Annotated in this window: 1 protein-coding gene; it reads right to left on the bottom strand. The window is 64.2% G+C overall.

Annotated features, from left to right (window positions below):
* Positions 1-11: 11 nt before the first annotated feature.
* The gene (rpsL, locus tag A6302_RS20705; RefSeq protein WP_069308552.1) at positions 12-383 is read right to left on the bottom strand and encodes a 30S ribosomal protein S12; all 372 of its coding nucleotides are present in this window, start codon (positions 381-383) and stop codon (positions 12-14) included.
* Positions 384-611: the final 228 nt, after the last annotated feature.

The following is a 611-nucleotide window of genomic DNA, read 5'->3' as shown; positions in this document are numbered from 1 at the left end:
CCGGAGAACGATCACTTCGGACGCTTGGCGCCGTACTTCGAGCGGCGCTGCTTGCGGCCCTTCACGCCCTGGGTGTCGAGGACACCGCGCAGGATGTGATAACGCACGCCCGGAAGATCCTTGACGCGGCCGCCGCGGATGAGCACCACGGAGTGCTCCTGCAGGTTGTGGCCTTCGCCCGGAATGTAGCCGATGACCTCGTAACCATTGGTCAGGCGGACCTTGGCGACCTTGCGAAGCGCCGAGTTCGGCTTCTTCGGGGTCGTGGTGTAGACGCGGGTGCAGACGCCACGCTTCTGAGGACAGGCCTCGAGGTGACGCGCCTTTTCGCGGTAGACCGGCGCCTGGCGCGGGTTGCGGATCAACTGGTTGATCGTCGGCATTCTTCGCCCTTCAATCCTTTGTCGTCTCGTCCGGAGCCGTCGCTCCGACGGACAGGTTATCTGCTCTCGAGTCCCGGATGGCGTGGCGCAGTGCGCCGGCTGCCATCCTGCCTGCTTTTGCATCCCGCATTCGTACGCATAAGACGAAGCGTACCGCTGCCGTGGTTTGACCCACGGACGGCACTCGGGATGCAGAGGACCATCCTTCCGATGAAGGCCGGTCATGCG

This window comes from Methylobrevis pamukkalensis (assembly GCF_001720135.1).
Classification (GTDB): Bacteria; Pseudomonadota; Alphaproteobacteria; order Rhizobiales; family Pleomorphomonadaceae; genus Methylobrevis; species Methylobrevis pamukkalensis.
The sequence above is the reverse complement of the archived record's forward strand: the minus strand, read 5'-3'. Positions and strand labels throughout refer to the sequence as shown.